The following is a 5471-nucleotide window of genomic DNA, read 5'->3' as shown; positions in this document are numbered from 1 at the left end:
GCCAAGCTGAATGGTCATGATCCCTTTGCGTATCTGAAAGATGTGATGCAGCGATTACCGATGCATCGCGCCAGTGCTATCGGCGAGCTGCTGCCCCATAACTGGGTTCCTGCTGACAAGGTGTGATGCCCGGACGCTTACAGTTCACGTACCGACTCATGGTTTTATGATGTTGGCGAATATGGGGTCACTGAAGTATACACCAGGGTTTCATCTTATAGAGACTGGATACAACAAGTGATCTCAGCTAAAGACGATGTAGCGAGAGAAAAGATTGCCACTCAGAACCCTTTTCTTCAGGACAATATGCAATCTAAAAACATGGATGAATTATGTGCTTCTATAGAAGTACAGTGACCGTAAGTTACCCCAATCGGGTAAAGGCGGGTTTCTAGCTCGCCCCCCCCAACACCACCTTACATTTTGGCCCGCATATGGTAGTTTATTGGTCCTTTTGTGTTTTGGAGGTATAAAGTACCTATTACTTTCCATGGTTTTTCTGTAGACACTTGAAACGTTATGGATTATGAACTAGCGATGGATAACGACTATTTTGAAAAGTCTCTTGGAATTTTTTCTTTAGTTAGTAAAACCTATTCGAGCTAAACCCTTTCAATCATCGATATAGTATTCAAAACGCAGTGAGCGATTATTAATGGCCACAAATTGCGTCCAAACGCAACGTAACAAATTCCCATAGCAAGTCCAATAAGCGCTACGGTTATTGACCTTTCTGAAATATCATAAGAGTGTCGAAAACCAAAAATCAGCGCTTGTAATACAACAGCTATCACCATTGCGAAAATGGTACTGGATAGTGTTTTCTCAATCCAGGTTAACAAAAATCCCCTGTCAAGCATTTCTTCCAAACAAGACTGGAGCCAAATAAAAGGAATCAAAGATAGAAAAAGCCACCAGTTATCCTTTAACTCTCCAAACTTGGAAGCAGCTTGCTCGTCAGATTTATCAACCGATAGTGGAGTTTCAATTACATCTTTAAATATCTCAAATAAGATAATCAGCAAGATAGTCAAGGCTAGTGTGGCAACAGTTGCTATAAGTGCTTTCATTAAGTCGTCAGGCATGCATAATCCTAAATCCTTCCAGCTTATTTGCCGAACTCTCATGCGCCAAGACGCGAATACTAGCGTCGTGAATGACCAAAATAGCCCATTAGCAATAAAATTAAACTCAGAAAAATAGACTTCCCGAATCAAAAAGATAACAGCTAGATAACCGGCCAGATCGATAAAGAATGTCACGTTTGATGGAATGGTCGAAGAATGATTCAACCTAAATAATTTATTTATAGCATTGATCATTGTGTGACTTTAGATTTTTAAACCTTTACTTTTAAATATCAAAGACTAATCTTGAACAAGAGAAATTATTCTGCGTCAATAGATCTTGAGAGTCAACATTGAATCAGAAAACATCATTGTGCTCTCCTTTATTAATTCCCTATTGGGATTCTGGCGGAATGGACTCCCTGTTGGTTTCACAATATATGCTTCTGAAGAGCCAATTTAGGTTCTTCATCACCTCATCCAGGAGCGCTTTGATCGGCCTCAGTGGGTGATCTGCTGGAACAGACGATTCCAACTGCACTGTTGTTAAAAGAGACTCCTGAAAAACCTCCATTCGGCGCACTGAACTGAAATCCTCTATGGGTTATAGTTTCCCGTATTGTATCTGGCGCAATACTCCCGCGCGACAAAATCAACAGCCCGCCAGGTAACCTCGTAGTAGAAAAAAGCGAAATAAACGTGGAAAAAACCGCCTGCAAGCTGTCTGAACTTGCTAAGCTCACTTTTCTCTTAAGCGCTAGCTACTTCTTTGAATTAAGTAGGCTTTAGGCTTGCAGGTGCGATCGTCTTTGATAAAATGATAAGAGTGAGTTTTCTGACAAATTACTGCACCGGATGCTTACTAGTCACGACCGCTGGTTTCATTCTCGAATTATGATCGCACCAAAGAATTTAACATTAGACTTGGCCTGTTATCCCGGTGTACATCTTAGCTGATCAAGGAGGTTCGGCCATGCGGCTCATATCTGTTACTGGCCCTAAGCAGGAATATCCGGTTCGATGTGGCCTCGGGCAGTGTCGTCTCTGCTCCTGTCAAGCATTTAGAGGACAGGGTGACATATGCGAGGAATGTGGCCACCGCTACGACGACCACACCACAAAGCCGTTTCTCACAGTTATGACAAGCGTGCCCCAGGAGATCGGCGCAGTGCACGAAGCCAATGCGATCCGATGAGCGCAAACATACTGCACGCGTGGTTGAACGACGACACCCTGGCACATCTCGCCAAACAAGGAGTCACCGACCCATCACTGTGGGCACAGCGCTACGACCCCACATGTCCGAGTGAGTTTTACCGTGGTTACGCCACCCTTCTGGCCCAGCTTAGCGATGCATTGCAGACAGACGTAAACTTAAAGACTCTCCAACAAATACTTGATTCATTTGACCTTGCCATCAAAGACCTTCCCGGGGACGAACGGCGGAACGGAGCAAGTTTCGCCCTCATGAACGTAGCCTCATACGCGCAAGTCGGAACTGTGTCTCAAATCTCTTCGACACTGACCATTGAACTCACGTGCATCTCTCGCTGCTTCGCCCAAAATCGGTCACGCGGATTATAATTCACGCTAGGGCTTGTTCATAGCGATTTAAGTATCGATAGTTGACTCAAAGTGAATGAAGAAGATGAAGATAACATCCAGCTTATCAAAGCGAGAGAAAGTTATTCTGAAGCCTTTCGAACGCCGAAACAGTCTCTCCACTTCATTCCGCTTTTTGTACATCTCCCTGTCATGTTCCCAAGTACTCAATTGATTACTTTTCGGTGACACGACAGGTTCTATGCCAAAGTCAAATACCAACTGCCGAGTTCCATTACTCTCGTAGGCCTTACCCACGATCACTTTGGCATTACCTAAACCGCAGTTCTTAACGCTTTTCAGTAGCTTTCAATCCTCCGGCGCGTCCCTAACCTGCCCTGGAGACAGAGAAAATGCTGCGGTACGGTTGTTTCCGACTGCAACCATATGAAGTTAATGATCCAGCCAACTCGTGATTTACTGGTAGATTGAGGGCCGTTTTTTAATGCCCAGTTTCGCCTGGATCAGTATTTACAGCCGTGGAATTAAGATAGGCATGTTGAGATTGGTATTCAGCACCTATAGGTTAGATATTTTCACGTTATCACGCTGTAATTTTCGTACAGTGATTATACAGGATTTAGTGTGAACCCTCCCCAGCAGCTGTTTCCCGCTCAGCTTTGCCAGTAGCGAGACTGGCCACGGCCTTCACAATCAGGCCGTTCCGGTTTTCCATCACAGTATGACCCATGCACGACAGCCTGATTCTTTACCAGGGCCTTTCTTTACCATCCGCGCATCACCGTCCACCTTCGACTCGTGGGTGACGTCACTGCGCTTTTCACCGTGAAAGTTCGCTTCGCTGTTGCGACCACCACGCGCAGGAGGGTCGCTGCTGTCATTTTTACGGCGATAGCTCTTTTGCGAAGCCTAAGCTTGAATCAGGGTGCCGTCTACGCTGAAGTGCTCGCCGGAAAGAAACTTGCGTTTGCCAGCCAGCTCAACCACCTCTTCGAACAGCTACATAATCACATCGTTTTCCAGCAGCAGATTCCGATTAATGCTGAATGTGGAGTGATTCCAGACGTTGTCACAAATCGTTGAGCCGACAAACCGCCGATACAGGAGGTTGTAGTTAATTTGTTCAAGCAGCTGCCGTTCACTGCGAATAGTGTAAAGCGCCTGGAGTAACTACGCCCTGATAAGACGTTCTGGCGTGATGAACTCCCTCCCGGTTTCACAACATATGCTTCTGAAGAGCCAATTGAAGTTCTTCATCACCTCATCCAGGGGCGCTTTGATCGGCCTCAGTGGGTGATCTGCTGGAACAGACGATTCCAACTGCACTGTTGTTAAAAGAGACTCCTGAAAAACCTCCATACGGCGCACTGAACTGAAATCCTCTATGGGTTATATTTTTCGTATTGTATCTAGCCCAATGTTCCCGGGCGACAAAATCAACAGCCTGCTAGTTGTCTACGGAATCTCCATCCTTTTCCTCAATCTCTGTCACCACCTTCTGCACCAGTTTGACACGACCGGATTTCACCAGTGCATCGCGCAGCACATACTCTATCTGAGCGTTCACGCTGCGCAAATCATCGTCAGCCCAACGCTGCATGGCCGCCAACACCTGCTCGTTGATTCTCAGTGGAAAGGCTTTTTTCTTCGCCATGGCTTAATAGAGACTGCCACTGTTGATAACAGGCTGCGCCTGCTGCTCGCCGCAAATGACGACCAGCAGGTTACTGACCATATTGGCCTTGCGCTCTTCGTCCAGTTCAAGCTCCTGGGATTCTGCTAGGGACTTGATCGCATCGGTCACCATTTCCACCGCGCCGCGCACGATCAACCGGCGAGCCGCCAGCACAGCACTAGCCTGCTGTTTACGCAACATGGCCTGGGCGATTTCCGGCGCATAGGCGAGGTGACTGATGCGCGTTTCTATCACCTCTATGCCCGCCTTGCCCAGGCGCTCCTGCACCTGCTCTCGGATTTTTCCGGCGATACCGGCTGGGTCGCCGCGCAGGGACAGAACCTCATCACTATGATTGTCGTAGGGGTATTCGTTGGCCACGTTGCGTAGCGCTGCCTCGCTCTGGATGGTAACGAAGCTCTCGTAATCGTCTACCTCAAAGTAAGCCTCGGCGGAGTCCACTACCTTCCACACCACCACCGCCGCAATTTCGATGGGGTTTCCGTTGGCGTCGTTGACCTTGAGTTTGCCACTTTCAAAGTTTCTCACCCGCAACGAGATGGGTATGCGCGTAAAAATCAAAGGGTTAGTCCAACGCAGCCCGGTAACATGCTCGGTGCCCACATACTTACCGAACAGTTGCAGCACCTTGCCCTGGTTGGGAGCCACCAGAAACAACCCGTGCCAGCAGAAGGCGACAACCAAAGATGCAAGGATCCAGCCCGCAATGGCGGCGGAATCTACCATCACCACCCCCCTCACCACCATGCCCGCAGAAACCAGCTGCAACAACAACAAAACCGCGACCATGCCGTAACCGTTGACCGTAAACGCTTTTTTCTCTGTGATCATTGGAAATCCTATAATTTGACATTCTTATGATATCATAATAATATCACTCGAAAGTTTTAGTCAACCTTTACCACAACATATCCTTTCGTATGCGCGAGACCCCCCGGTATGTGGCGGTATATTGAGGCTTGAAACCCAGCTATTCGCCCGCGGATGACGGACAATGCTGCCCTAGTGGGCTATGCGGAAAATAAGGTTACGTGATTTGATTTCATGTATACTTGCCCCATGGATACTCCGGACGTTTTTACAATTACCGCTCATGATGCAGCGACCCTGGAAAGCTGGATTCGCAGCACCTCGCTTCAGCAGGG

5 protein-coding genes are annotated in these 5471 nt (G+C 47.5%); 1 reads left to right on the top strand and 4 read right to left on the bottom strand.

Translation table 11 applies throughout. From position 1 onward, the window contains the following. Positions 1-126 (top strand): transposase domain-containing protein (locus tag AB1S50_RS18730; RefSeq protein WP_367152251.1); only part of this gene is annotated, 126 nt, incomplete at its 5' end. 476 nt (positions 127-602) lie between these two features. Here AB1S50_RS18730 and AB1S50_RS18725 read toward each other — a convergent pair. From AB1S50_RS18725 to AB1S50_RS18710, 4 genes are all read right to left on the bottom strand, one after another. After that, complete coding sequence (locus AB1S50_RS18725) at positions 603-1322, bottom strand: CPBP family intramembrane glutamic endopeptidase (RefSeq protein WP_367152732.1); 720 nt, start codon at positions 1320-1322, stop codon at positions 603-605. A 2307-nt stretch (positions 1323-3629) separates the two neighbouring features. Continuing rightward, entirely contained in the window at positions 3630-3749 is a 120-nt protein-coding gene (locus tag AB1S50_RS18720) for a transposase (RefSeq protein ID WP_367152734.1), read from the bottom strand. Positions 3750-4077: 328 nt separating this feature from the next. After that, positions 4078-4284: an Arc family DNA-binding protein gene (locus tag AB1S50_RS18715; RefSeq protein ID WP_367152731.1), complete on the bottom strand. Its 207-nt coding sequence runs from the start codon at positions 4282-4284 to the stop codon at positions 4078-4080. Between the two features lie 3 nt (positions 4285-4287). Next, positions 4288-5157, bottom strand: a complete 870-nt coding sequence (locus AB1S50_RS18710) for an SPFH domain-containing protein (protein WP_367152730.1) — start codon at positions 5155-5157, stop codon at positions 4288-4290. Positions 5158-5471: the final 314 nt, after the last annotated feature.

This window comes from Microbulbifer discodermiae (genome assembly GCF_040742695.1).
Classification (GTDB): domain Bacteria; phylum Pseudomonadota; class Gammaproteobacteria; order Pseudomonadales; family Cellvibrionaceae; genus Microbulbifer.
The sequence above is the reverse complement of the archived record's forward strand: the minus strand, read 5'-3'. Positions and strand labels throughout refer to the sequence as shown.